Origin of the sequence: Mycolicibacterium xanthum, assembly GCF_019710635.1 — a bacterium.
In the GTDB taxonomy this organism is placed as follows: domain Bacteria; phylum Actinomycetota; class Actinomycetes; order Mycobacteriales; family Mycobacteriaceae; genus Mycobacterium; species Mycobacterium xanthum.
The window spans coordinates 302946-327906 of the sequence record NZ_JAIFZS010000001.1 but is presented as its reverse complement, the minus strand read 5'-3'; the positions used below and the strand labels follow the sequence as shown (position 1 = coordinate 327906).

Annotated in this window: 22 protein-coding genes; 3 read left to right on the top strand and 19 right to left on the bottom strand. The window is 68.8% G+C overall.

The window, feature by feature from the left end; all coding sequences use genetic code 11:
* Nucleotides 1-25: 25 nt before the first annotated feature.
* The 5 genes from JDV09_RS01460 to JDV09_RS01440 all read right to left on the bottom strand — a co-directional run bounded on the left by JDV09_RS01460 (nucleotide 26) and on the right by JDV09_RS01440 (nucleotide 5151).
* Nucleotides 26-1186 carry an alpha-hydroxy-acid oxidizing protein gene (locus JDV09_RS01460; protein ID WP_221367312.1) on the bottom strand — a complete coding sequence of 387 codons (1161 nt, stop codon included), beginning with the start codon at nucleotides 1184-1186 and terminating at the stop codon, nucleotides 26-28.
* 36 nt (nucleotides 1187-1222) lie between these two features.
* Nucleotides 1223-2080 (bottom strand): siderophore-interacting protein, encoded by an 858-nt coding sequence (locus JDV09_RS01455; protein WP_221367311.1) that lies wholly within the window; start codon nucleotides 2078-2080, stop codon nucleotides 1223-1225.
* 67 nt (nucleotides 2081-2147) lie between these two features.
* On the bottom strand, nucleotides 2148-3275 hold the full coding sequence (gene dprA, locus JDV09_RS01450) for a DNA-processing protein DprA (RefSeq protein ID WP_221367310.1): 1128 nt from the start codon (nucleotides 3273-3275) through the stop codon (nucleotides 2148-2150).
* Nucleotides 3275-4783, bottom strand: coding sequence for a YifB family Mg chelatase-like AAA ATPase (locus tag JDV09_RS01445; protein WP_221367309.1), 1509 nt, complete (start codon nucleotides 4781-4783; stop codon nucleotides 3275-3277). Before JDV09_RS01445 ends, dprA begins: the two co-directional genes overlap by 1 nt.
* Nucleotides 4783-5151, bottom strand: coding sequence for a YraN family protein (locus JDV09_RS01440; RefSeq protein ID WP_221367308.1), 369 nt, complete (start codon nucleotides 5149-5151; stop codon nucleotides 4783-4785). Before JDV09_RS01440 ends, JDV09_RS01445 begins: the two co-directional genes overlap by 1 nt.
* A 162-nt stretch (nucleotides 5152-5313) precedes the next feature.
* On the opposite strand from JDV09_RS01440, the gene JDV09_RS01435 reads away from it, so the two are divergent.
* A complete protein-coding gene (locus JDV09_RS01435) occupies nucleotides 5314-6150 on the top strand; it encodes a DUF1206 domain-containing protein (RefSeq protein WP_221367307.1) in 837 nt (278 codons plus the stop codon).
* Between the two features lie 9 nt (nucleotides 6151-6159).
* Here JDV09_RS01435 and JDV09_RS01430 read toward each other — a convergent pair whose 3' ends face one another.
* From JDV09_RS01430 to JDV09_RS01420, 3 genes are all read right to left on the bottom strand, one after another.
* Nucleotides 6160-6957: an acyl-CoA thioesterase gene (locus JDV09_RS01430; RefSeq protein ID WP_221367306.1), complete on the bottom strand. Its 798-nt coding sequence runs from the start codon at nucleotides 6955-6957 to the stop codon at nucleotides 6160-6162.
* Nucleotides 6954-8162, bottom strand: a complete 1209-nt coding sequence (locus tag JDV09_RS01425) for a CoA transferase (RefSeq protein ID WP_221367305.1) — start codon at nucleotides 8160-8162, stop codon at nucleotides 6954-6956. The genes JDV09_RS01430 and JDV09_RS01425 overlap by 4 nt, the downstream gene beginning before the upstream one ends.
* A 258-nt stretch (nucleotides 8163-8420) precedes the next feature.
* Nucleotides 8421-9410 carry an aldo/keto reductase gene (locus tag JDV09_RS01420; protein ID WP_221367304.1) on the bottom strand — a complete coding sequence of 330 codons (990 nt, stop codon included), beginning with the start codon at nucleotides 9408-9410 and terminating at the stop codon, nucleotides 8421-8423.
* Nucleotides 9411-9584: 174 nt separating this feature from the next.
* Between JDV09_RS01420 and JDV09_RS01415 the strand changes: the two genes are divergently transcribed.
* Together JDV09_RS01415 and JDV09_RS01410 are read left to right on the top strand one after the other, a co-directional pair.
* Complete coding sequence (locus JDV09_RS01415; RefSeq protein ID WP_221367303.1) at nucleotides 9585-10823, top strand: MFS transporter; 1239 nt, start codon at nucleotides 9585-9587, stop codon at nucleotides 10821-10823.
* 77 nt (nucleotides 10824-10900) lie between these two features.
* Nucleotides 10901-11794, top strand: coding sequence for a helix-turn-helix transcriptional regulator (locus JDV09_RS01410; protein WP_221367302.1), 894 nt, complete (start codon nucleotides 10901-10903; stop codon nucleotides 11792-11794).
* 7 nt (nucleotides 11795-11801) lie between these two features.
* On the opposite strand, the gene JDV09_RS01405 is transcribed toward JDV09_RS01410, so the two are convergent.
* The 11 genes from JDV09_RS01405 to JDV09_RS01355 all read right to left on the bottom strand — a co-directional run bounded on the left by JDV09_RS01405 (nucleotide 11802) and on the right by JDV09_RS01355 (nucleotide 24943).
* A complete protein-coding gene (locus JDV09_RS01405) occupies nucleotides 11802-13007 on the bottom strand; it encodes a cytochrome P450 (protein WP_221367301.1) in 1206 nt (401 codons plus the stop codon).
* 8 nt (nucleotides 13008-13015) lie between these two features.
* A complete protein-coding gene (locus JDV09_RS01400; protein WP_221367300.1) occupies nucleotides 13016-13804 on the bottom strand; it encodes a spirocyclase AveC family protein in 789 nt (262 codons plus the stop codon).
* Between the two features lie 210 nt (nucleotides 13805-14014).
* Nucleotides 14015-14893 carry a mycofactocin-coupled SDR family oxidoreductase gene (locus JDV09_RS01395; RefSeq protein WP_221367299.1) on the bottom strand — a complete coding sequence of 293 codons (879 nt, stop codon included), beginning with the start codon at nucleotides 14891-14893 and terminating at the stop codon, nucleotides 14015-14017.
* 98 nt (nucleotides 14894-14991) lie between these two features.
* Nucleotides 14992-16278: a cytochrome P450 gene (locus JDV09_RS01390; protein WP_308123967.1), complete on the bottom strand. Its 1287-nt coding sequence runs from the start codon at nucleotides 16276-16278 to the stop codon at nucleotides 14992-14994.
* Nucleotides 16275-17498, bottom strand: coding sequence for a cytochrome P450 (locus JDV09_RS01385; protein ID WP_221367298.1), 1224 nt, complete (start codon nucleotides 17496-17498; stop codon nucleotides 16275-16277). Before JDV09_RS01385 ends, JDV09_RS01390 begins: the two co-directional genes overlap by 4 nt.
* Before the next feature lie 18 nt (nucleotides 17499-17516).
* Nucleotides 17517-19016: an aldehyde dehydrogenase family protein gene (locus tag JDV09_RS01380; protein ID WP_221367297.1), complete on the bottom strand. Its 1500-nt coding sequence runs from the start codon at nucleotides 19014-19016 to the stop codon at nucleotides 17517-17519.
* Nucleotides 19009-20034, bottom strand: a complete 1026-nt coding sequence (locus JDV09_RS01375) for an SDR family oxidoreductase (RefSeq protein ID WP_221367296.1) — start codon at nucleotides 20032-20034, stop codon at nucleotides 19009-19011. Before JDV09_RS01375 ends, JDV09_RS01380 begins: the two co-directional genes overlap by 8 nt.
* The gene (locus tag JDV09_RS01370) at nucleotides 20027-21160 is read right to left on the bottom strand and encodes a spirocyclase AveC family protein (protein ID WP_221367295.1); all 1134 of its coding nucleotides are present in this window, start codon (nucleotides 21158-21160) and stop codon (nucleotides 20027-20029) included. The genes JDV09_RS01375 and JDV09_RS01370 overlap by 8 nt, the downstream gene beginning before the upstream one ends.
* 3 nt (nucleotides 21161-21163) lie before the next feature.
* Complete coding sequence (locus tag JDV09_RS01365; protein ID WP_221367294.1) at nucleotides 21164-22282, bottom strand: ABC transporter substrate-binding protein; 1119 nt, start codon at nucleotides 22280-22282, stop codon at nucleotides 21164-21166.
* An 85-nt stretch (nucleotides 22283-22367) separates the two neighbouring features.
* The gene (locus tag JDV09_RS01360; RefSeq protein ID WP_221367293.1) at nucleotides 22368-23219 is read right to left on the bottom strand and encodes a CbbQ/NirQ/NorQ/GpvN family protein; all 852 of its coding nucleotides are present in this window, start codon (nucleotides 23217-23219) and stop codon (nucleotides 22368-22370) included.
* The gene (locus JDV09_RS01355; RefSeq protein ID WP_308123966.1) at nucleotides 23219-24943 is read right to left on the bottom strand and encodes a nitric oxide reductase activation protein NorD; all 1725 of its coding nucleotides are present in this window, start codon (nucleotides 24941-24943) and stop codon (nucleotides 23219-23221) included. Before JDV09_RS01355 ends, JDV09_RS01360 begins: the two co-directional genes overlap by 1 nt.
* Nucleotides 24944-24961 lie beyond the last annotated feature (18 nt).

The window sequence follows — 24961 nt, the reverse complement described above, 5'->3', positions numbered from 1 at the left end:
CGGTGGCAGACCCCGCCGCCACGGTTCAGGTGACGCGCCGCAGCGTGTCCGGGGTGAGATCGGCCAGGCTTCGGTAGCCGTCGACGGCCATGGTCAGGTCGGCCTCGGCCAGCAGCGAGCGCAGCACGTGCACCAGGCCATCCTCGCCGCCGATCGACAGCCCGTACGCGTACGGGCGGCCGATGCCGACTGCCGTCGCGCCGAGGGCGATCGCCTTGACGATGTCGGTGCCGCTGCGGATGCCGGAGTCGAACAGCACCGGCATACCGTCGGCGGCCTCGACCACCCCCGGCAGGCAGTCGATCGCCGGCAGACCGCCGTTGGCCTGGCGTCCGCCATGGGTGGAGCAGTAGATGCCGTCCACGCCACCGTCTTTCGCCCGCCGGACATCGTCGGGATGGCAGATCCCCTTGAGCACCAGCGGCAGGCCGGTCAGCGACCGCAGCCACGGCAGGTCGTCCCAGGTCAGTGGATTACCGAACAGCCCCACCCAGTGCAGCACGGCGGCCTGCATGTTCTCCTCCGGCGGCTGGCCCAGCGCGGCCCGAAAGACCGGGTCGCTGGTGTAGTTCGCCAGACATCGGCCACGCAGCTGCGGGAAGTTCGACATGGACAGGTCGCGCGGGCGCCAGCCCGGGATCCAGGTGTCGAGCGTGACGATGATCGCGCTGTACCCGGCGGCTTCGGCACGACCGACCAAGCTGGCCGCCAGGTCGCGGTCCGTCGGGGTGTACAGCTGGAAAAAGCCGGGGGTGTTGCCGAATTCGGCGGCGACGGCCTCCAGCGGATCCTCGGTCAGGGTGGACACCGCCATCGGGACACCGGTGCGCGCGGCGGCGCGGGCGGCGGCCAGGTCACCATTCCCATTCTGCGTGCACAGCCCGGCCACCCCGACCGGGGCCATGAACAGCGGCGAGGGCAGCGTCATGCCGAACAGCTCGATGCCGAGGTCGCGGTCGCTGGCCCCGACCAGCATCCGTGGTATCAGGCCCCACCGATCGAAGGCGGTGCGGTTGGCACGCTGGGTGTTCTCGTCGCCCGCGCCTCCGGTGACGTAGGACCAGATGGACGGCGGCATGGCGACCTCGGCCTTGGCCTCCCACCCGGCGTAATCCATCGGCAGCGTCGGCAGGATGCCCGACAGGCCCTGGAGGTAGATCTCGAGTTGGTAGTTACCGAAGGTCATGGCCCCAGCGTGCCACCGGTGGGGCCGGCGGCAGGCCTATTTCGCCTCGGCCTCCGCCAGTTCGCGCTTCCACTGCCGGAAGGTCTCCTCGGTGCGGCCGCGCCGCCAGTAGCCGGAGATCGAGGACGCCCACTTGGCGTCGACGCCGCGCTCCTTGCGGATGTAGGGCCGCAGGTTGTGCATCACGGCCTGGGCCTCGCCGTGGATGAACACCTGGACCTGACCGGGCAGCCAGGCCGTCTCCCGGACCGCTTCGATCAACGGGGCGTGGTCGCCGGCGTCGCCTTCGGGCACCAGGTCGGCCCGGCCGCCCCGGTAGATCCAGAACACCTGAACCCCGGCGGGCGCGGTGAGCGCCACCTCGTCCTCAGGTCCGGGCACCTCGATGAACACCTTGCCGACCGCATCCGCGGGCAGGGCTTCCAGTGCGGCGCTGATCGCGGGCAGCGCGGACTCGTCACCGGCCATCAGGTGCCAGTCGGCGGCCGGGTCGGGCGCGTAGGCACCGTTGGGTCCCATGACGAAGAGCCGCTGACCCGGTCGGGCCGACCCCGCCCAGCGTGCGGCGACGCCGTGCTCGCCGTGCATGACGAAGTCGATGGTGATCTCACGGTTCTCCGGATCGGCCCGGCGCACGGTGTAGGTGCGCACGACCGGGCGATGATGCTCGGACAGCGCATTGAAGCTGTCCAGCGTCAGCGGCTGCTCTAGCGCGGTCACGTCGACGTCGTCATCGACGAAAACGAGCTTGACGTAGGCGTCGGTGTAGTCGTTGGGGGTGAACGTGTCGAAACCCGTCCCCTGCCCGGAGCCGCCGAGCACGACACGAACGATGTGCGGGGTCAACTGTTCGGTGCGCACCACCTCGAAGGTGTGTACGGGACGTCCTGCCACTTGGTCAATCCTCCACATCGTCCGGCCGTCGATCCGACTATACGAGCGCCGGTGTGACCGCAGGCCGCTATCGTTTGGCCAACTTCCAGCAGCCGTCCACCTGAGTGACCAACCCGCGCACGTCCAGCATCGTCAGCGGGCCGAGTACCGCGGTGGCCGGCATCCCGGCGGTGACCGAGATCTCGTCGACGGTGCGACTGCCGCGCCGCGGCAACGCTTCGTAGACGGTGAGCTCGTCCTCGGACAGGTCGTCGAGTTCGTTGACCGGGCGAGCCTGCTCGGGGGCCAGTTCGCCGATGCGGCCGACCAACTCGACGACCTCGCCCGCCCGCGTCACCAGAACCGCCGCTCGGGACGCGATCAACGCGTGACATCCCGCAGAGGCGGCCGATGTCACCGGACCCGGCACCGCACCCACCGGCCGGCCGAGTGCTTGCGCCCAGGCCGCGGTGCTGGCCGCACCGCTGCGGATCCCGGCCTCGACGACGACGGTGGCTCCGCCGAGTGCCGCGACCAGCCGGTTGCGGGCCAGGAACTGTCTCCGGGTGGGCCGAACCCCCGGCGGATGCTCGCTGACGATCAACCCGGTTCTGGAGATCCGGTGCAACAGCGCCGAGTGCCCGGACGGATACGGGACGTCGATCCCGCAGGCCAGCACGGCAACGGTCCGCCCGTCGGCCGCCAGGCACGCGCGGTGCGCCACGCCGTCGATGCCGTAGGCGCCGCCGGACACGACCGCCACGTCGCGCTCGGCCAGCCCGGCCGCCAGCTCGGCGGCGACATGTTCGCCGTAGGAGGTGGCCGCCCGGGTGCCCACGATGGCGGCGGCTCGATCCGCGATGTCGTCAATGCGGGCCGGACCGGCGACCCACAGCACCAACGGCGGATGGGCCTGCGGCTTGTTCGAGTCGATCCGGGGGAACGCGGCGAACGCCAGGGCCGGCCACTCGTCGTCCTCGGCGCTGACCAGACGACCCCCCATCCGGTCGAGCGTGGCGAGATCGTCTTCAGCACAGTCGATCTGGCAACGGGCCTCGGTCGCCCGGGTCAGGTGTGTGTCGGTGACCGCCCGCCGGCGGATGCGGTCGGCGGCGTCCGCCGGCCCGAACTCGGCGACCAGACTCGCCAGCCGTGGGTTCGGCGGTTCGGCGACCCGGGACAGATACGCGTAGGCCCGGCGGGTTGCGCTGTCCATCAGTGCATCCCCGCCTGCCGGAATGCCAGCGCGCGCATGACGTCCTCCTTGTTCGGCGACGAGCGGCCGGCCAGGTCGCCCAGGGTCCACGCAACGCGCACCGTGCGGTCCATGCCGCGGATGCTCAGGGCTCCGCGGTCGACCGCGGTCCGCAGCGGGGCCGTCGCAGCCGCATCGAGGGCGAACCTGCGGCGCAGCAGTGCCCCACTCACTTCGGCGTTGGTCGCGATGCCGTGCGGTCGCCAGCGCTCCTCGGCCGCCCTGCGGGCAGCCAAGACCCGTTCTCGGACAACGGCGGTCGGTTCACCGTCGCCCGCGCTGAAGGTTCCTGCCCGCGACGCGTGCATCTCGACGCGCAGATCGACACGGTCCAGCAGCGGCCCGGACAGCTTGCTTCGGTAGCGTCGCCGCTCGGCGGCGCCGCACACGCAGTCCCGGGGGTCCGGAGGTGCGCACGGACAGAGATTGGCCGCGAGCACCAACTGGAATCGCGACGGATACCGCGCCACCCCCTGTCGGCGTGCGAGTCGGATCTCGCCGTCTTCCAACGGCGTTCGCAGAGCCTCCAGCGCGTTGGTGTTGATCTCGGCGAACTCGTCGAGGAACAGAACGCCGCGGTGCGCACGGCTGACCGCTCCCGGCCGGGCCATCCCCGATCCCCCGCCGACCAAGGCCGCAACACTCGACGTGTGGTGCGGCGCGACGAACGGTGGGCGGGTGATCAACGGGGACTCCCCGGTCAACAGCCCCGCCACCGAGTGGATCGCGGTGACCTCCAACGCCTCTTCGGACGACAGCGCCGGCAGCAGGCCCGGAAGACGTTGCGCCAGCATGGTCTTGCCCACCCCGGGCGGTCCGGTCATCATCAGGTTGTGGGCGCCGGCGGCGGCGACCTCGACCGCGTACCGGGCTGCGGACTGCCCCACCACATCGGCGAGGTCCATGGCGGTGCCCGGGCTCGCAGGCGGATTGTCGAGGCGGCCGTCCAGATCGCCCTTGCCGGCCAGCCACGCCCGTAGCTGCCCGAGGCTGCGGGCTCCCCACACCTCGATTCCGCTGACCAGGCTGGCCTCAGCCAGGTTGTCGATCGGCACCACCACCGCCGGCCAACCCTGCTTCTGCGCGCACAGCACAGCGGGCAGCACCCCCTTGACGGGCCGGATCCGGCCGTCGAGGGCCAGCTCCCCCAGCAGCACGGTCTTCTCCAGCCGCGGCCACGACACCCCGCCCTGCGCCGAGAGCACCACGGTGGCCAGTGCCAGGTCGTACACCGAACCCATCTTCGGCAGCGTCGCCGGCGAGAGGGCCAGCGTCAGCCGGGTCTGCGGCCAGTCGAAGTCGCAGTTGGTGATCGCCGCGCGCACCCGGTCCCGCGACTCCCGCAACGCGGCATCGCCCAGCCCGACCAGGTGCACCCCGGGCAGGCCCCCGGTGATGTGGGCCTCGATCTCGACGATCTCCCCGTCCACGCCGTGCACGGCCACCGAATAGGCCCGGCCCAGCGCCATCACCCCACCCCCTGGATGTGGGTGATCTCCGGTTCGCGCCGCCCGAGCCTGATCGCGATCACGTCGATGCGTACGCCGGCCCAGCCCCCGCCGTGCTGGGCCAGCCACAGCCCGGCCAGCCGCCGCAGTCGGCGCACCTTCACCGGTGTGACCGCCTGGGCGGGCCCGCCGTACCCGTCGCCGGTGCGGGTCTTCACCTCCACGAACACCACCGTGCGCGTGGTGTCGTCGGCGGCGATCAGATCCAGCTCGCCGTGGCGGCACCGCCAGTTGCGGGCCAGCACGCGCAGGCCCGACTCGATCAGAAAGTCGGCGGCCAGCTGTTCACCCAACGCGCCGACCCGTGCGCGGTCGTCTGTTCTCGTCATGGTGTCGACCTTGCGGCTTCGCCACGACAGCAAGCCCGCCTCCCGGCCCCTTCATCCCCAACTGCGGATTCATCCCCAGGGCGGGCGTCGGATCGGCGCCGGTGGTTTCGGCGTCGTCGAAATGCGGGTATAGGGCGGCCATCGGTCGACCGGGAGGACGTCATGGCCACCAGAACCAGCTCCGCGTCGCTGCGCGGCGTCGCCGATCGCGCGACGGACAGCGGCGCGTTCGAATACACCGCGCGGGTCGGCTTCGCCGCCAGCGGCGTCCTGCACCTGCTGATCGCCTACATCGTGGTGCGACTGGCGCTGGGGGGCGGCGGCAACGCCGACCAGTCCGGCGCGCTGGCCACCCTGGCCGCCCAGCCGGGCGGCATGCTCGTGTTGTGGGCGGCGGCCGCCGGCCTGGCAGCACTCGGTCTGTGGCGCATCGCCGAGGCGGTGCTCGGGGCCAAACCCGACGAGCACAGCGGCGGCAAGGGCGGCAAGGGCGACCGCCCGGCATGGAAGCGGGCGAAGTCGATCGCCCTGGCGCTGGTGAACTTCAGCATCGCGTTGTCCGCAGCGAGGTTCGCGATGGGCGGTGGGCAGTCCGGCAGTCAGCAGAAGGCTGGGATGTCCGCAGAGCTGATGCATTCGGCATGGGGCAAGGCGCTGCTGATCACCGTGGGCCTCGGTGTGCTGGCCGTCGGCTGCTACCACGTCTACAAGGGCATCTCCCAGAAGTTTCTCGACGAGTTGACGGTGTCCGGCGGACCCGTCGTGGTAGCCACCGGGGTCGCCGGCTACACCGCCAAGGGCCTCGTCCTCGGTGGCGCCGGGATCCTCGTCATCGTCGCGACCCTGCAGGCCGACCCGTCGAAGGCGTCCGGTATCGATGCAGCGGTCAAGACGCTGGGCCAGGCACCGTTCGGCAAGTTCCTGCTCATCATCGCCGCGCTCGGGATCGCCGCATTCGGCGCCTACAGCTTCGTCCGTAGCCGCTACTACCGCATGTGAGCGGGCGGTTCACTCCCGCTCGGCGATGAGCCCCTCCTGCACGAGGGTGGCGGCGATGTCGCCGTCGGCACCGATCAGCACGGCGCTCACCACACCGCGGCCCCGCGCGGCGGCCGGCGACCGGGACTCCAGCAGGTTCCACCGGTCGGCGTGCACCCGGCGGTGAAACCAGACCGACCAGTCGGTGGTGGCGCTGCGGTGAGTGCGTGAGCGCATCGAGTGGCCGTGCACGTGCAGCGCCGGGTCCATCAGGTACACGTCGGTGACGTACACGGCGATCAACGTGTGCACCAGCAGGTCGGCCGGCAGCGGAACCGTTGCACGCCAACACTGCCGCCGGACGAAGTCCTCGCCGGATCCCACATCGACGAACCTGATGTCCAGTTCGTCGAGTGGCAGCGACGGTGCGGGCCCCGCGGGCCCGGTGGCCGGCAGCGAATCGGGGTCTTCCGGCGGCGCCAGGTGGCCGTGTTCAGGGCCGGGCAGCGCAGCGGCGAACGAGATCGTGGATGTGGTCAGCAGCCGCCCGCCCTGGTGCGCCTCGACCCGTCGGGACGCCACGGTCCGGCCGTCGTACACCCGCTCGACCCGGTAGTCGACCGGGTCGCCGGCGTCGCCGCCGCGCAGGAACTGCAGGTGCATGGCGGTCGGAGCCTTGCCCGGGTCCACCGTGCGGCACGCCGCGGCCAGGCTCTGGGCCGCGAGTTGGCCTCCGTAGGTACGCTTTCCGTCCGGCCCGCTGCCCCGTCCCCGCCAGGTGTCCTCGCCGATCTCGGACACGTCGAGCAACCCGAGCAGGGTGCTCACGACACGGTGCCCGAGGTCAGCAGTGCATCGATCTGCGCGGGGCTCATCGACAACCACTCGCCCAGCACCGCGGCGGTGTCGTCCCCGAGGGCCGGAGCCGGAACGGCCGCCGGGTATTCGCCGTCGATCGCCACCGGCAGGCCCGCGGCCAGGTGACGCCCGATCCGTGGCTGGTCCAGCTCGGTGAACAGCGGGTTGGCAGTCACCCGGGGATCGACGGCCGTCTCGCCGAACGACTGGTAGCGCTCCCACAGCACCGATGTCCGGGCCAGCGATGCGCTGACCTCGGCGCCGGTGTGGGCGCCGAACCATTCGGCGAACAGACCGCTGAGCGCGTCGCGGTGACGGTATCGCTCGCCTTCGTCGGAGAAGTCGGCGCCCAGCGATTCCGCCAGGGCGGCAACGGCTTCGGCGGTTCCGGTCAGCGACGTCAGATCACGGAAGTGCCGGCCGGTCAGCGCCACGACCATGAACGCGACACCGTCACTGCTGGTGAAGTTCTGGCCGTAGGTGCCGTAGACGGCGTTGCCGATGCGTTGCCGGGAGGTGCCGTTGACCATCGCCTCGGTGAGCAGGCTCAGGTTACCCGCCGTAGCGAGCGCGACGTTCTCCAGCGGGATGCTGATCCGCTGGCCGTGCCCGGTCGCGTCGCGGTGCCGCAGCGCGGTGACCACCGACAGCGCCGTGTAGATCCCGCAGGTGACGTCCCAGGCCGGCAGCACGTGGTTGACCGGGGCGGCCAACCCGGCCGGGCCCGTGACCAGCGGGAACCCGATCGCGGCGTTGACGGTGTAGTCGACTCCGGTGCCACCGTCGGCCCGCCCGGACACCTCGACGTGGATCACATCCGGGCGCAGCGCGCTCAGCGCATCGTAGGAATGCCATTGCCTACCGGCGACATTGGTGATGAACACCCCGCTGTCGGCGATCAACCGGCAGATCAGCTGCTGACCCTCCTCGGAGCGCATGTCGACGGCCAGCGACCGCTTGCCCTTGTTCAGCCCGGCCCAGTAGATGCTCTCGCCCGATTCGGTCAACGGCCAGCGACGGTAGTCGGCGGCGCCGCCGATCGGATCCACCCGCACCACCTCGGCGCCCAGCTGGGCCAGCGTCATGCCCGCCAGCGGCACCGCGACGAAGCTGGAGATCTCGACGATGCGCACTCCGGCGAGCGGGCGGGCGGGTTCGGTCACGGCGTCGGTCACGGGGTCAGTGTAGGAAATCCTCGTGACCGTCGATGCCGCCCCGTTGGCCGGGGCGTCAGCGCGGGCCGCCGACCTTGATCAGCGACTTGATGGCGCGCCGCTCGTCCATCGTGGCGTAGGCCTCGGCGATGCCGTCGAGGTCGGTGGTGAAATAGAAGACCTTGCCCGGTTGGATCGTCGGGTCGGGGGCGTTCGCTCACGTCGATCTTGCCTGGCCCGTTGAAGATTGCCGCTTTCACGGTGTCTCCTCGCTTCCGGTCAGCGGTCGATCATCGCCATCTGCGCCTCGTTGTGGTGATCTCCGACCGGCGGCGTCAGATTGTTCAAGGTGTCGACCTGTTCATCGGTCAGCGTGACGGCGTCCGCGGCGACGTTCTCCTCGACCCGGCTGACCCGTTTGGTCCCCGGAATCGGAGCGATGCCCACGCCGAACTGGTCCCCCTTGGTCAATATCCACGCGATGGCGACCTGTGCCGGGGTGGCGCCGATCTGCGCCGCCACCGCGGCGACCTCGTCGGCGATGCGGCGATTGCGGTCGAAGTTCTCCCCCATGAACCGGGGACTGGTCTTGCGCCAGTCGCCGTCATCGAGGTCATCCATCGATTGGATCGTGCCGGTGAGAAAGCCATGCCCCAGTGGGGAATACGGCACAAAACCGATCCCGAGTTCGCGAAGGGCCGGCAGCACGGCGGGCTCGGGGTCGCGCGTCCACAGCGAGTACTCGGACTGCAGGGCGGTGACCGGATGCACCGCATGGGCGCGGCGGATGGTGCCCACTCCGGCTTCGGACAGGCCGATGTGCCGGATCTTGCCCTGGCCGACCAGTTCGGCGAGCGCCCCGACGGTGTCCTCGATGGGAGTGGTGGGGTCGACCCGGTGCTGGTAGTAGAGGTCGATGTGGTCGGTGCCGAGGCGGCGCAGCGATCCCTCGACGGCGGTGCGGATGTTGGCCGGGCTGCTGTCGAGATGGCCCGGACCGCCGCCGGCGTGCGAGATCATGCCGAACTTGCTGGCCACGACGACGCCGTCGCGCCGCCCTTTCAGCGCCCGCCCGACGAGCTCCTCATTGGTGTAGGGGCCGTAGATCTCGGCGGTGTCGATGAATGTGACACCGAGGTCGAGCGCCCGGTGGATGGTGCGGATCGACTCGGCGTCGTCGGCGCCGGCGCCGGTGTAGCCGAACGACATGCCCATGGCACCCAGGCCGATGCGTGATACCTCCAGGTCCCGCAGCTTCACATGCTTCACGTCGCGTCCTCCTTCGTTCGATGTCTTCATCAAACGCCGTTGCGCACCGGGGTGGGAGTCCCTCTCTATCGGGGTACTGCCAGTGCCTGGATCATCAGTGACTCCCCCGCCCCCGCGCGGACGTCGATGCTGGAAGGGCGCCGACGACGAAGAGGGCACGTGATCAGAAACGGCTTGAGCAGGTCGACCGGGTGGCCTCGGCTGCCGGAATCGGTCGCGTTCGCGACCGCCGCAACCACGCTCGTCATGGTGTTCCTCGCTTCCGGGACGGCGATCCCGCTCTACAACACGTTTCGGGTCGAGAACGGCGCCACGAACTCCGGACTGGCACTGACCACCGTCACCTACCTGGGCGTCACCGCCGTGTCGCTGCTCACGTTGGGCAGACTGTCCAACCATCTGGGTCGGCGCGCCATGGCGGCCGCCGCGGTGCTCAGCGCCGTGGCCGGTTGCCTGGTGCTCATGCGCATCGACGGGCTGACCGCGCTGCTGATCGCCCGGGCGTTGCAGGGCCTGGCCTGCGGCATCGCCTCCAGCGCCGTCGGGGCCTACGTCATCGACACCGCGCCGTCACGCCCGCGCTGGCTTGCCCCGATGGTGGCCAGCAATGCGCCACCCTTTGCGATCCCGTTGGGCGCGTTGATCTCCGGCGCGCTGGTGCAGTACGCGCCCGCTCCGCGGGTGCTGGTCTTCGCCATCGTGGCCGCTGTTCTGGTGGTCTGTGCCGTCCTGCTCGCCCTGTGCCCGGAAACCGCGGCACGCAGGCCAGGGGCGCCGGCGTCGTTGCGGCCCAGGATCTGCGTCCCCCGAGGTGGGGGCCGGTTGCTGGTCGCCATCGGCGCCGTGTTCGTCGCGACGTGGTCGCTGGGCGGGTTCTTCCAGGCCTTCGCGCCGACACTGACCGCGGACCATCTCGGCACCGACAACAACCTGACCGCCGCCGTCGTATTCGCCTCGGTCATGGTGTTGAGCCCGCTCGGCGGGTCAGTCACCGGCCGGCTGCGGCCGACCGGTGCGGTGCGGTGGGGCCTGGCGCTGTTCGTGCTCGCCACCGCGGCGATTCTGGCCGCGCTGCACGCCGAGCTGATCGGGCCGTTCCTGGTGGCCAGCCTCGCGGCCGGCCTCGCGATGGGTGCGGCCAACACCGGCGCTACCCGGGCAATGCTGGACGACGCGGCACCCGCCGACCGGGCTGGGCTGTTGGCCACGATCTTCCTGGTCTCCTACGGTGGGGCGGCCATTCCGGGGCTGATCGCCGGCCGGCTGGCCGTCTCCCTGCCGTTGGACGTGATCGCGCTGTGCTACGGCGTGCTGATCCTGGTGTCCGCCGTCGTCGCAGTCGCCGTGATCCGAACGCCGGGCATTCGGCTGCTCCCACAGCAGCCGGTCGCGCTCGAGTCGAACACCGCGTGACGAGCGCGCGGCACACCCTTGGCGCGGGGTATCCGCAGTACTCCCCACGGCCGGGCCGCCCCGCCTACCGTGGAGTCATGGGCACGATCGACCTGCGCAGCGAGATCCGCGAGTTCCTGAGCTCGCGGCGCGCCCGCCTGAGCCCCGAACAGTCCGGCCTGCCCGCCTACGGTGGCAATCGACGGGTCAAGGGGTTGCGCCGCGAGGAGGTGGCGATGCTCGCGGGCGTGTCGGTCGACTACTACGTACGAATGGAGCGCGGCAGCCTCGCGGGCGCGTCAGAGGGCGTGCTGGACTCGCTGGCCTCGGCGCTGCAACTCGACGAAGCCGAACGTGACCACCTGTTCGCACTCGCCCGCGAGTCGGGATCGGGGCGGGGCCGCCGCCAACGGAAGACCACCGCCACCATCCGCCCGGCACTGCAGCAGGTTCTCGACGCGATCACCGACGCCCCGGCCTGGATCCGCAACGGCCGCCACGACGTGCTGGCGATGAATCAGCTGGCCCGCGCGTTGTACTCGCCGGTGCTGGCCGATCCGCGCCGGCTGGCCAACACCACCCGGTTCGTCTACTTGAATCCGGTGGAGGCCGAGGAGTTCTTCGTCGACTACGACCAGGTTGCCCGTGACGCCGCGGCGATGCTGCGGATGGAGGCCGGCCGCAACCCGAACGACGAGGAACTGATCGCTTTGGTCGGTGAATTGTCCACCCGCAGTGAGTTGTTCCGCCAGCGCTGGGCCTCGCAGGACGTCCGGTTCCACCGGTCGGGCCGCAAGCGACTGCGGCATCCGGTGGTGGGTCAGCTCGATCTCGACTTCGAGGCGATGGAGCTTCCGGCCGAGCCCGGGTTGCAGCTCAACATCTACACCGCCGCAGCGGGCACCCCTACCGCCGACGGGCTCAAGCTGCTGGCGTCCTGGGCGGCCAGCCAGGAGAATCTGCCCTCGGAGCGGGCGGCGGCACCCGGCTGACCCAGCGTCACCCAGTGTGCACCGGAAGCCGCGCCCAGCCACGCACGCTGGATGTCCGGGCTCTGCTCGCGTTGTTGTAGTCGACGTTCCAGTCGGTCCACCTCGCGAGAACTTCCTCGAACGCCACCCGGGCCTCGAGCCGAGCCAGCGCCGCGCCGAGGCAGAAGTGCAGCCCCTGGCCGAAGCTCAGATGCCCTCCGGTCCGGTGGATGTCGAAGCGATCGGGATCGGCGAAGCGTGACTCGTCGCGGTTGGCCGAACCGTTGAGCAACAACATGTAGGACCCCTCCGGCACGTCGCGCCCGTAGAGTTCGACATCCCGGGCGACGTAACGCGCCTGCACCGGCGACGGCGCCTCGTAGCGCAGCGTCTCCTCCACGGCCGCCGGAATCAGCGAAGGATCGGCGGCGAGTTCGTGACGTTGGTCGGGATGTAACGCGAGCTGTTCGCCGATGAATCCGATGAGCCTGGCGGTGGTCTCGTTGCCGGCGCCGGCGATCATCGCGGTGTAGGCCAGAACCTCGGTGCGTTCCAGCGGACGACGGGTTCCGTCCGTTTCTTCCACCTCGGCATTGAGCAACTCGGTCATCAGGTCCTCGGACGGGTGCGACGCGCGCCATTCGATGTAGTCGGCGAACATCGCGATCGACTGCTGGAAGACCGTCGGGCTGATATCGCCGGAGTCGCCCTGCTCGGCAGCGACCGCGATGAGGGCGTCGTTGAGATCCCGGATCTGCTGCTGTCCCTCCTCGGGGATACCCAACAGATAGCCGATGGTGCGCATCGGCATGAAGGCGCCGAGATCGGCGACGAAGTCGAACCCCTCGGTGCCGATCAGGGGATCCAGGGCAGTCGAGCAGAACTCGCGCACCAGATCCTCCACGGCGAGCATCCGGCGGGGCGTGAACACGCGCGACAGCAGCCGCCGGTGCAGGTCGTGCAGCGGCGGGTCCTCGAACAGCAGAATGCCGGGCGGCACCTCGATCCCGCTGAACAGGATGTCGGCGGTGGTGCCCCGCCCGGACCGATAGGTCTGCCAGTCCGGAAGCGCTTCTGCGACATCGTCATGGCGACTCAGCGCGAAGAAGTTGTACTTCTCGTTGTAGTACAAGGGCGCTTCGGCGCGCATCCGCTGCCACACCGGGTAGGGATCGTCGTCGATGGCGTAGTCGAACGGGTCGTAGTACAGCTCGACGGCGGGGTCGGTGGTCACGGTGTTGCCTATCTCGGTTGGTTCGGGATTCCCGGGAACAGCTGCTCGGAGGGCCCCTCGGTGACGAAGCCGCCGAGCTTCGTGGCCAGGTGCGGAGCGAACACCGCCGCGTAGAACGCGTGCCCGACAATGACGACGGCGACGATCGACAGCAGCGCCGACCCGAGCCGGCTCGCCGAGTGCCGGTCGGCCCACACCTCGATCACGTTGCGGCCCTGCGAGTCCGTCCTGCCGAGCAGGTACGTGAAGACCATCATCTGCACACCCATCGCGATCGCGTCGTAGATCGGATACTGATGCCTGCTTCCCTCGAAGATCGCCAGCCCGGGGATCACATAGCCGTAGTAGAAGACACCGAGCCGGGCGCCGACGACCGCGTTGAAGAACAGCGCCCAGCAGAAACCGACGATCAGACCGACCACCAACAGGCTCTGCGGCCTGCGCCAGCCGAATCGCCGGACCAGTCGCCGGCCGAGCGCCGCACCGACGACGGCGGGAAGCACGAAGTAGGAGATGTAGCCGATCGGGACCGCCGACGGCAGCCCACCACCCCACGTCATGTTCAGCGGCCACCACGACGGCATCCGCGGCAGCGCCGGCGGGAACTGCGCGTACATCGCCCAGTCGTAGGGCGCTTCGATCCACGAGAACGAGATCGCTGCAATGGACACCAGCAGCAGCGGATGGATACGCCCCCGGCGGATGCTGAGGTACACGCCCACCGCGAGAAATGCGACGCCGCCGACATAGGCGAAGCACAGCCCCGCGATCATCACCGGAGTCAGGCCGGTGCTCATCGGTGCCGTCTGATCTTCATCGATGGCTCCTCTCCAGAGAGCTCGTCGCAGCGGGCAGTCACCGATGCCGATCCCGCGCTTCGGGATCGAAATACAGCACCAGCGCGAAAATCAGCACGATCAGGCCGAACAACGTGCCCAGCATGATCACCGCTCCCATTGCCGCTCCTCTCCAGGGCCGAAAGGCACCTTTTGCATACGCGAAACCGGCTATCCCCCGGGCCCGTTGGGCCACTTCAGCAGCGACCCGGCGTCGACCCGGATGTGCTGTCCGGTGATGTAGCGGCTGTCGTCGCTGGCCAGGAATACGCCGAGGTTGGCCGTGTCCTCGGGTTCGATGTACGGGATCGGCATCGCCTGGAAGATCGTGAACAGCGGTTCGGCATCCTCCCGGGTGGCCTTCTTGCCCTCGGCGGTCAGATCGGGCCGGAACATGCTGTACATCCCGTCGTTCTGCAGCAGATGGGTGTTGCAGTTCGTCGGGTGGATGGCGTTGACCCGAATCATCCTGGGCGCGAGGTGAAGACACATCTCGTCGACGTATTCCATGACGATGCGCTTGCTCCACCCGTAGCCCGCCCCGCCGGGTCCCATGTTCGGATTGCCGGTGGTGCCCCGGATCATGCCCGCGGTAGAGCCGGTGACGATGATCGACGCTCCGTCGGGAAGGTGCGGGAGCGCGACCGCGACGGTGTTCATCACCCCGAACAGGTCGACGTCGGACGCGTCGACGAACTGCATCGGGTCCGGCTTGCCCATCGCCATCGGGAGAATGCCGGCGTTGGCGACGACGATGTCGATCCTGCCCAGGTCGGCCACCCCGGCGTCGGCGGCGTCCCGCAGTTCGTGGCGTTCCCGGACGTCGGCGATGCGCGCGACGATGCGGCGGCCGGTCTCCTTGACGGCCCGCTCGGTCTCGGCGAGATCGTCGGGCGTGGCGAGCGGATAGGGATTGGTGGGGATGTCGCGGCAGATGTCGACGGCGATGATGTCGGCGCCCTCCCTCGCCATCGCGATCGCGTGCGCTCGCCCCTGCCCGCGCGCCGCTCCGGTGATGAATGCGACCTTGCCGTCGAGCTTCCCGGCCATGTGACTCCTCGTTCGATCATCTCCGCCGAAATGGCATTCCAGCAGGCCCCTACTCGCTGTTTCGCCGCCGGAATGCCAGTTCGGCGAAAGGGGTGTGGTCAGGTGCGGTTGAACGTGATGTGGAGTTCGCTGAGGCCGCGCATGATGAACGACGGTTCATAGGTGTACCGCCGGTCCCCGATGGGTCCGTGATGTTCTTCGGAGATCGTGATGTGCTTCATCCGGTCGAGGATGCGTTCCAGTGAGATCCGGCCCTCGGAGCGTGCCAGCGGGGCTCCCGGACAGGAGTGCGCACCCCGGATAAAGGCGATCTGCTCGCGCACGTTCGACCGGTCGGGCTGGAACTCGTTGGGCGCATCGAACTTTCTTCCGTCGCGATTGCATGCCCCGGGCAACACCATGACGGTGGTGCCGGCCGGGACGTCCACGTCACCGATGGTCGTCGAGGTGCGCGCCATCCGGAAGTGGGATTGCACCGGGCTCTCCAGCCGCAGCGTCTCCTCGAGGAAGGCCGGGATCTTGCTGCGGTCCCGGCGCAGCATCTCTTCGTACCCCGCATTGTCCGCCATGATCCGCACCGCGGAACTCACCAGCTTCGTCGTCGTCTCGGTTCCGGCGGCGAACAGGAACGTCGACAGGTTGATCACATCCTCGATGTCGGGAGTCGAGCCGTCCTCATGCTTGGCCTGCGCCAGTTCGGTCAGCACATCGTCGCGCGGCGAACGCCTGCGATCGTCGATGTAGCCGTGGAACTTCTCGTTCAGCCACTCCAACGGATTGTGTGTCGTCGGCGCCTCCTTGCCCAGCTCGCCGACCGTCTCCAGGGCGAAAACCTCCTTGAACTCCTGGTGGACCTCGTCGGGCACACCGAGCAGGTCGGCGATCACCAGCGCCGAGAACGGCTTTGCGTAGTCGGCCAGGAACTCGGCCGCACCGCGGTCGATGAACGTGTCGAGCTGCTGATCGGCCAGCCGCCACATGAAGTCCTCGTTCTCCTTGAGGCGCTTGGGCGTGATCAGCCTGCTCAACAGGCTCCGGGTTCGGGTGTGCAACGGTGGGTCCTGCGAGGTGATGTGCTCCGCCATCGGTACCGCGGCGCGGTACTGCTCGATCAGATCGCTCACATCGTCGCTGTCCCCCGGCGTGATCGGCATGCCGGAGAACGGACCGGCCACCGACACACATGACGAGAACGCGGGGTTCTTGTAGACCGACAGTGCCTCGGCGTAGCCGGTGACCGCCAGGACGTTGAACGGGGTCGCCTCTGTCACCGGGCATTTCGACCGTAGATGGTCGAAGTAGGGGTACGGGTCGGGAACGAGGGACTCGTCGGTGAAGTAGTCGACGGACTCGTAGTCGATCGGGTTGTCGACGGGACCGTTCACGCAGCGCTCCTTGGATCGAACAGCACGGGCAGCGAGGTCGGCGACCGGAAGACCTGGCCGCGGATGTGCGGGTCGTCGCCGTCGGGATCCAGGCGCAGATTCGGCAGCCGGTCCAGCAGCAGGTTGACGGCGATGCGCATCTCCAGGCGGGCCAGGTGCATGCCGAGGCAGACGTGCACACCGTAGCCCCAGCCGAGATTGCTCTTGGGGGTGCGGAAGATGTCGAACTCGTCGGGTTGGTCCCACCGATCTTCCTGGCGGTTCGCGGAGCCGAGCATCGGCAGCACCGAGCACCCTTCCGGGATCTGCACCCCACCGAGCTCGGTGTCGCGCGTCGTCGTCCGCGTGATGGTCAGCAGCGGCGGGTTCCAGCGCACCGCCTCCTCGATCGCCTGCGGCAGCAGCGACCGGTCGGCGCGGACCGCGTCCAGTTGCGCGGTGTCGGAGAGCAGCCCGAACAGCAGGTTGCCCAGCGCACGGTAGGTCGTCTCCACCCCGGCGGGCAGCAGCAGCCGGAGGAAGGAGAAGATCTCCTCGTCGGTCAGCTTTTCGCCGTCGATCTGCGCATCGGCGAGCAGGCTGATCATGTCGTCCTCGGGCCGGGCCCGGCGGGCTTCCAGGATCGGGGCGAAGTAGTCGCACAGTGCCGCCGACGCGGCCAGGCCGCGCTCGGGGTTCAGAATCCAGCTCAGCAGCGAGATGGACCAGCGCTGGAACTGCGGGTAGTCCTGCTCCGGCAGGCCCAACAGGCCCGCGATGATCCGGCTCGGGTAATCGAAGGTGAACTGCTTGACCAGATCGGCGCGGCCGTCGGCCGCGAACCTGTCGATGAGCTCGTTGCCGACGCGCCCGACGAGTTCGTCTTCCCAGCGCGCCAACGACTTCTGGGTGAAGGCCTTCGATACCAGGCTGCGCAGCCGGCCGTGCACGGGTTCGTCCATGCCAAGCATGACGCGTTCGCCGAGCACCGGTCCGAAGGCGGCGATGACGCCGGACGAGGAGAACGTCACGTTGTCCCGCAGCATCTGCTGCGCGTCCTCGTAGCGGTACACGATGAAGACCGGCTTGCCCTCCTCGCCGGGCATCACCGACGTGTCGATCCGCTGGATCGGCTCCTCCCGCCGCAGGCGAGCCAGTTCGGGAAACGGATCGCGGACGTCGCCGGACACTGCGTCGTCGAACGACCCGAAGTCCTCGAGGTCGTCGAATAGCTGGGGCAAAGCTTCCTCCTTGGGCTGCTAGGCCTGCTCGGCCGGGTAGGCAACCGATTTGACTTCGGTGTACTGCTCGAATCCGATGACACCGTTCTGCCGCCCGACACCGCTGTCCTTGTATCCGCCGAACGGGGTGTCGGCGCCGTAGCCGACGGTGCCGTTGAGGCCGATGAATCCCGCGCGCAACCGGCCGGCGATGGCCAGTGAGCGCTCCAGTGAGGCGGATACGACGTTGCCGGCCAGGCCGTAGACGCTGTCGTTGGCGATCCGCACGGCGTCGTCGTCGTCCTTGTAGGGGATGACCGCGAGCACCGGGCCGAAGATCTCCTCCTGCGCGATCGTCATCGCATTGTCGACATCGGTGAACAGGGTCGGGCTGACCCAGAATCCCCTGTCGAACTCGGCCGGCGGTTCTGTGCTGCCGACCAGCAGGGTGGCGCCCTCGTCGACGCCCTTGCGGATGTAGCCGAGAATCCGCGACTGCTGCTTGGCCGAGATCACCGGCCCGCAAATGGTTCCCGGATCCTGCGGGTCTGCCGCGGCGACGTTCTCGTAGATGCCCTTCAGGATCGCCACGCCCTCGTCATACCGGGAGCGCGGCAGCAGCATCCGGGTGGGCGCCGCGCAACCCTGCCCGGCGTGCATCAGCGGTCCGATGCCGAGCAGACAAGCCGTCGCGAAGGCTGTTTCGTCCAAGTCGTCGCACACGATCGTCGCGGACTTGCCGCCCAGCTCTAGAAACAGCCGCTTCATGGTGGCCGCGCCCTTCTCCATGATGCGCTTGCCGACGGCCGTCGAGCCGGTGAACGAGATCATGTCGACCTTCGGTGAGATCGTCAGCTCTTCGCCGACGAGATGGTCGGCCGCCGGGACCACGTTGACGACACCGGCCGGGATGTCGGTCTTCTCGGCGATGAGCCGGCCCAGCCGGGTCGCGTTGAACGGGGTGTCGGGTGCGGGTTTGAGCACGACGGTGTTCCCCGCCGCCATGGCCTGCCCCAATTTGTTGATGGTGACCTCGAACGGGAAATTCCAGGGCACGATCGCGCCGACCACTCCGACCGGCTCGCGCCAGACCTTGCGCCGGGTGTTGACTCCGGTCACCGAGACCAGCGCGTCCCCCAGGTCGGTCTCCCAGGGAAACGTATCGATCAGCCGGGCCGGGTATTTCAGCCCGTCGGCGAACGGCGCGTCGAGCTGGGGCCCGTACGTCACGGCCCGGGGCGCCCCCACCTCGAGGATGAGCTCCTCTCGGAGTTCTTCGAGCTCGCCGGCGATGACGTCGTGCAGCTGTTCGAGGCAGCGCTTGCGCAACTGCCGGTTGGTCGACCAGTCGGTCTGGTCGAAGGACGCTCGCGCGGCGTCGATCGCCCGGCGCATATCGGCCGCAGACGCGTTGGTGACCTCGCCGAGCACCTCCTCGGTGGCGGGGTTGACGTTGGTGAATGTTCCCGCCGCGCCGTCGACCAGCTCGCCGTCGATCAGCATCCGGGATTCGTGGGTGACCTTCGCTGTGTCAGCCATTGCCTGTGCCTTCCTGCTGGGCGGCCTGTCTGGCAGCCGCTCGTTTCGTGGCAATCTCCGCCAGACGGTTCATGACGGGCCGGGGCAGCACCTTGGTCGCGAGGACCATCGCCCGCTGGGCGACCGTCAACGGCCACACGCCGTCCCGCATCGCGCCGAACCGCGGTATACCCATGACGATCCGGGACACCTGGTGCATGCCCGAGGCCGGAAGAATCCGGTTGGCCGCCAACAGTATCGACGCATCCGGGCCGATACCGCGGCGCCGGAACGCGCGATCGTCTTCCAGCACGCGCACCAGCCCGTCGGTGAACTTCTCCGGTGGCCGGGCGAAGCTCATCGCGAAGCGACCCCGCGTGTTCATCGTGGTGTGCAGCCGTGCATAGGGCCCGCCGAAATCACGGTCGTCCGTGGTGCCCGCATCGGTGATGATGTCGGTGTCGTAGGTACCCGCCACCAGCACGGTGACCCCCAGACCGAACGGGGCGATCTCGCCGGCCATCGACTCGCCCCACCGCTCGAGCGCGCCCTTGGCCGCCGAGTAGGGCGCGATGCCGGGCTGTCCGCGAACTCCCCCGGCGCTGGACACCAGCACGATGCGACCCTCCCCCGCCGCGCGCATCCCGGGTAGCAGTGCCTTGGTGAGCGCAACGGGGCCGATGACGTGCGTCTCGAACATGTTCTGCCACAGCTCGACATCGGCCTCTTCGACGGTTCCCGCCGCGGAGATCCCGGCGTTGTGCACCAGCGCGTACGGCGCCCCGACGACGGCCTCGATCTCCTTGGCCGCCGCCGCGATCGAGGCCGGGTCGGTGAGGTCGAGCCGGACACCGACCAGCCGGGCCGGGTCCTCGGCAGCCCCGCCGCGCCTGATCGCCTCCCGCAGCAGCGGCATCCCCCGCTCGGGTGTCCGCATCGCCGCAACCACCCGCCAGCCCTCGCGATACAGACGCACGGCCGACGCGAAGCCCAGTCCCCGTGACGCGCCGGTGATGACGACAGCGCGGGCCTCAGTCATCGGTGGCGCACGCACCCTCGCCCGGCGGCGGCGGCTCGACGTCCGGGCGGCCGTTGGGAACCCCGCTCTGCCAGGTGGCCCACTTGCCCACCGAGTAGGGCCCTTCGGCGCCCTCCCGTTCGTAGTAACCCTGCGGGTCGTACACCTTCGCCTCGGGGAACGGCCAAGGACAGGCGACCGAGGTCGCCGCTCCGGAGGCCTTGATCGCCCAGAACCAGGCCCCGTATGCGAAGTAGGAGACATTGATGATCGCGAACATCACCAGGAAGGTGCCGAGCACCGGCTTCGTCGGGAACAGTTTGGCCTTCGCCGCGAGCTTTTCAGCGACCGACTTTCCGGTGTCGTCGCGGTACACCAGGATGGCGGCTGGGACCATCACGAAGGTGACCGACAGCGACTCCCAGAGCAGCGGGAATTGGAAGGTGTTGCCGGGGAACAACGTTCCGAACGGAATCGCCTGGGAGTAGATGTACAACCCGGTGCGCACCAGGGTGATCTCCAGGATGGCGTCGAAGATGAAGCCGATCACCAGCACCAGTGCGCCCAGGCTGATCAACGGGTGCCGGGAGGCGAACGCCTGTGGACCCCACTTCGCCTGCAGCTTGCGCAGGATCCAGATCGCCGGGAAGTACGGGCCGAAGTAGAACGTCACGTACCCGAACACGATGAAGGGTTCGACGGTCGGCGACATCATGATCAGCGGCCAGGATTCCGGCCAGTGCAACAACATCGGGTTGTACACCGCGAACGGCGCCCAGTTCATGATCGGGTCCTGCCACACGATCAGCGTCGTGCACAGCACCATCAACAGCACCGGGCTGCCCGGGTTCCTGCGCCAGCCGCGGATGAAGACGACGGTCAGCACCACCACCATGATCGCCGCACCGATCTGCGGGACGAGCTGCCAGTGATCGAACCCGGTCAGGAACTCGACCGGGCGGGGCCGCCCCTCGACGTTCGGGTTCGCCACCCGCGGGTCGACGGCAACGCGCCCCACGGCGGCGAACAACCCGAGGAATCCCAGCCACGCGAACAGCGCGATCCACCGACCCCAGTTCGGGCCGGTGCGGACCGGACCCGCTGCATCGGCTCGAACCTCATCCGGCCTGGATTCTCGTGTGGTCATCGATCAGCCCTCCGCTCCGAAGCGATCGACCAGGTGCGAGTTGACGCCGTCGGCGTCGAGCTCGCGGGCGACCAGGTAACCGGCCCCCATCCAGGCGCGGCGGGTCCACTTTCCGAGCGACACCCGGGTGCCCGGCGCACCCGAGGCCGCCGGCAGCATCTTGACCCGCTCCAGCGCCTCCTTGACCCCACGCGGGCTCAGTGGATGTGCATCGGCGAAAGCCTGCACCAGGGTGGTGGCAACATCGCGGTTCACCACCGTCACGCAGTACTCGGGGCGGCTCCCGGCGTACTTCTCTGCGTAGCGGTCCAGGAAGTCCTGGCCGATCGGGTTCTCCTCGTCGTACTGGTCGACGCCGATCCAGCCGAGGAAGGCGTTCCACATGATCGGGTTGACCCAGGCGTTCTGGAACGCGGTCGTGGTGAACCGTGGCGGGTCCCAGCCCACCGCTTCGAGCGCCGGATTGATCAAAACGATGCCGAAACCGAACCCGAGGTGCACGATCGCCTCGGCCTTGGCCTCGTGCAGCGTCTGCACCGCGGCGTTGATGTCCTGTGCCGTCTGCGCGATCGAGACTTCGGCGGCGATCCGAATACCTTTGCGGGCACAGGCGCTTCGGAGGTTCTTCAGGTAGCTCTCGCCGATGAGGCTGCGCTCCACCAGCACACCGATCTCGGCGAGCCCCCGCTTGGCCATCAGGTCGGCGAGGAAGATCGGCTCATCGGTCATGGAACCCTGCGGGAACGCGAAGGTCCACTCACCCAACCAGTCGTCGGTACCGGTGACGCTGATCGCCGGAACCCTGAACCGCTCCTCGATCGCCTCGCGCACCGCGACGCAGTTGTCGGTGATGTTCGGCCCGAACACCACCAGGCAGCCCTCGTCGACCAGTTCGCCGTAGGCGTCGATCACCGCCTTCACCGAACCCTTGGGCAGCCCTTCGACCTCGCGGTAGATCATCTGCACCGGCCGGTCCATCAAACCCTGCTCGACCGCCTCGGAAAAGATCAGATCGAAGGTCTGGGTGAAGGACGCCAACAGTTCCTCGGGGAATCCCGGCGGCAGCGTGAAGTCCATCAGGTAGCCGACCTTGATGGGTTCAGCCGTACTTTCGTAGGACATCTGACCTCCATCGAACCAGGTGAGAGGATCCCTGGCGGAGCAAACCTAATATTTGTTCAGACGATAGCGGCGCGTCCGGGCAGCGTCAATCACCTACCGGCACTTCGTCGCCGAGATACACCTCCACCATCTCCCGCAGGCCCCGACCCACCACCGTGTCGTCGGTGAGTGGTCCCGCGATCGCCGCGGTGGCGGCCGCGACCGGGGTCAGGCCCTCTGCGATCAGGCGTCCGGCGGCGATCAGCACCCGTGTCGAGGCGACTTCCCGCAAACCGCCCGCCTCCAGGCGCCGGATCGCCTGGCCGAATCTCACGAGTGCCGCGGCGACCGATTCGTCGACACCCGCTTCGTGGCCGACGATCCGCACCTCCACGTCCGGTGCCGGAAAGCCGAACTCGATGGCGACCATGCGCTGGCGTGTGGAGTCCTTGAGGTCCTTGAGCACACTCTGGTAGCCCGGGTTGTAGGACACCACCAGGCCGAACCCCGTTGCGGCATCGAGTGTGACGCCGAGTCGCTCGATCGGAAGCTGCCTGCGGTGATCGGCGAGCGGATGCAGCACGACGGTGGTGTCCTGGCGTGCTTCGACCACCTCGTCGAGATAGCAGATCGCCCCCTCCCGCACCGCCCGCGTCAGAGGTCCGTCCACCCAGACCGTCTCATCACCGCGCAGCAGGTAGCGGCCCACCAGATCCGCGGTGGTGAGATCGTCGTGGCAGGCGACCGTGATCAGGGGGCGGCCGAGGTCGTGCGCCATCGCCTCGACGAAGCGGGTCTTGCCACAACCCGTGGGGCCCTTGAGCAGCAGCGACAGGCCCTGCCGGTGGGCGGCCTTGAACACCGCTTCCTCGTTGCCGACCGCCGCGTAGTACGGGCGGCCGGTTCTTGCCTGCGCATCGGCGCCGGTGCGATCGACCAGGTCCGAGCGGTCCGTCATCAGCACACCTTTCGCCCACCGGAATCGTTTGTGGCCGGGGAGGTACGGCGACGCACCTCGCATGCCCGTAACGCTGACCGGAACATCGGCCCGATCACCTCTGCGAGCTGATCGGGCGCGGCCAGCGTGGCGTGCGCGGCACTGCCGAACACCCGGCGCAGGGCATCGGTGTCGGTGCCGGCGCCGATGGTCAGGCAGACACACCCGACGCCGCGCCGACGAGCCTCCGACAGGGCGCGGCGCGCATCGGCGGCGCCGTACCCGCGCTCATAGCCGTGGTCATATGCCAGACCGTCGGAGAGAACGACGAGCAGGCGTCGCGATGTGCCACCGCGGCGCTCCAGCACCGCAGACCCGTGCCGGATCGCCGCACCGAGCCGCGAGTACGCACCGGGCTCCAAGCTGTTCAGTCGCCGGATGACCCGGCTGTCGAGGTGCTCGTCGAACGTCTTGACCGGGATCATGCTGACATCAGTGCGCCCCTGCGAGTAGTACGCGTACAGCGACACACGGTCACCGAGATCGTGCAACGCAACCGTCAGATGGGCCGCCGCAGCGCGCTGTTGCTGATGGACCGTGCGGCCCGCGGTCCCCGGCTCCGAGGCCGATCCCGAAACGTCGAGTAGGAGGAGCACCGACAGGTCCCGCTGCCGGCGCAGACTGTCGAGATAGACCGCCTCCCCCGGCGCCGATCCGGCCCGCACGTCCACCCGCGCCTCGACGGCGGCATCGACGTCGATGTCGTCCCCCTGCGGCTGCCGATGTCGACGGTGCAGGCCCATACCGAGACGCGCCAGCGGGCGCCGGACGGCCACGGCTCCGTCGATGCGCGGTGTGGCCGATGCCTTGATTCGTGGCGGGACTTCCCGCACGGTGCACCAATCGGGCTTGTACCTGCCACGGCCGAAATCCCATTCGGGATAGCGCAGTCCGTCGGTCGTCACGTCGGCGGGCTCGCCGGCGGACACAGCTGCGAGGGACGCGACCGCGTACGCCCCGCGGTTCGCCGAGTTCGTCCGGTGGGTCGGGGTGTCCGCGCCCGGGGGACCTCCACGCCGGCCACCACCGACCCTGGCATGCGACAGGAGTCTGCTCAGCCACTTGCCGATGAAACCCCCGCCTCCGACCGGGCTGCTGAACAGGTCCGGGTCGTCGGAGTCGTCGACGGCGTCGTCACCGAGTTCCTCGAGCCGGTGCCGATTCTGCCGTCGTGGCACGTGCCCGGCCACCTGGTGCTCGTCTGTCTTCGCTGCGGCAGCGCTTGCGGCGAGCACCTTCCTGGGTCGCAGCACGCCGAAGCCGGCCGGCGGCTCGGCCAGGTCGACGCGGTTGCGTGCGATCCACAATGACTGCGCGGCCGATCCGCTCAGCGCGGCCACGCCGGGGTCGGCCATCCCGGTCAGGCTCGGCGGCAACATCGCAGCGTTGGCGACAAGGGCCCGATGACCTTCGACGACGAGATAGCGCCGGGCCAGATGCTTCTGGCGCACAATCGAACCCATGATCTGCGCGTCGAGGCTGCCGGCGCAGATCATCGAGGCGTGGATGGCCACCGACTGCAAATTGGCCGGGTGGGCCGCGCCGGGATCGAGAAAGATCGTCTGCCCGTCGGTCCATGACGGATCGCCCGGTTCGGTCGGCGACACCGCCACCGGGTGGCCGGCCAGCGCGGAGGCCAGCAGCGCGAGCGGCGCCAGCCCGCCGGTGTCGGAATCGTCGTCCACTCGACCTCCACCCGCCAC

Excerpts from the sequence above, each read along its gene's own strand:
- JDV09_RS01460 (WP_221367312.1), bottom strand. The coding sequence starts at position 1,186 with ATGACCTTCGGTAACTACCAACTCGAGATCTACCTCCAGGGCCTGTCG.
- dprA (WP_221367310.1), bottom strand. The coding sequence starts at position 3,275 with ATGGACAGCGCAACCCGCCGGGCCTACGCGTATCTGTCCCGGGTCGCC.
- JDV09_RS01445 (WP_221367309.1), bottom strand. The coding sequence starts at position 4,783 with ATGGCGCTGGGCCGGGCCTATTCGGTGGCCGTGCACGGCGTGGACGGG.
- JDV09_RS01440 (WP_221367308.1), bottom strand. The coding sequence starts at position 5,151 with ATGACGAGAACAGACGACCGCGCACGGGTCGGCGCGTTGGGTGAACAG.
- JDV09_RS01435 (WP_221367307.1), top strand. The coding sequence starts at position 5,314 with ATGGCCACCAGAACCAGCTCCGCGTCGCTGCGCGGCGTCGCCGATCGC.
- JDV09_RS01410 (WP_221367302.1), top strand. The coding sequence starts at position 10,901 with ATGGGCACGATCGACCTGCGCAGCGAGATCCGCGAGTTCCTGAGCTCG.
- JDV09_RS01400 (WP_221367300.1), bottom strand. The coding sequence starts at position 13,804 with ATGAGCACCGGCCTGACTCCGGTGATGATCGCGGGGCTGTGCTTCGCC.
- JDV09_RS01395 (WP_221367299.1), bottom strand. The coding sequence starts at position 14,893 with ATGGCCGGGAAGCTCGACGGCAAGGTCGCATTCATCACCGGAGCGGCG.
- JDV09_RS01380 (WP_221367297.1), bottom strand. The coding sequence starts at position 19,016 with ATGGCTGACACAGCGAAGGTCACCCACGAATCCCGGATGCTGATCGAC.
- JDV09_RS01375 (WP_221367296.1), bottom strand. The coding sequence starts at position 20,034 with ATGACTGAGGCCCGCGCTGTCGTCATCACCGGCGCGTCACGGGGACTG.
- JDV09_RS01370 (WP_221367295.1), bottom strand. The coding sequence starts at position 21,160 with ATGACCACACGAGAATCCAGGCCGGATGAGGTTCGAGCCGATGCAGCG.
- JDV09_RS01365 (WP_221367294.1), bottom strand. The coding sequence starts at position 22,282 with ATGTCCTACGAAAGTACGGCTGAACCCATCAAGGTCGGCTACCTGATG.
- JDV09_RS01360 (WP_221367293.1), bottom strand. The coding sequence starts at position 23,219 with ATGACGGACCGCTCGGACCTGGTCGATCGCACCGGCGCCGATGCGCAG.